1 protein-coding gene is annotated in these 248 nt (G+C 66.5%); it reads left to right on the top strand.

Annotated elements, in window-relative coordinates:
• On the top strand, nucleotides 1–248 hold a 248-nt coding region (locus D8M29_RS13450; RefSeq protein WP_148111657.1), incomplete at its 5' end, for a transposase.

Here is a 248-nt window from a genome sequence, read left to right as displayed (position 1 = left end):
AAGCGGTCATCCCCGAACCGGCCGACCAGCAGGGCCACCGCAGACGGCGCGGTGCCCGCGGCGGGCGCCCCGTCAGCCTCGACGCGGACGCCTACAAGGGCCGCAACGTCATCGAGCGTCAGTACGCGCACCTGAAGCAGTGGCGGGGTCTGGCGACCCGGTATGACAAGTACGCGATCGTCTACCGGTCCGCTGTGGTGCTGAATGCTGTGATCGCATGGTCCAAACGATTGTCAGACATGCCCTAG

This window comes from Micrococcus sp. HSID17227 (assembly GCF_003989405.1).
GTDB lineage: Bacteria > Actinomycetota > Actinomycetes > Actinomycetales > Micrococcaceae > Micrococcus > Micrococcus luteus.
The sequence above is the reverse complement of the archived record's forward strand: the minus strand, read 5'-3'. Positions and strand labels throughout refer to the sequence as shown.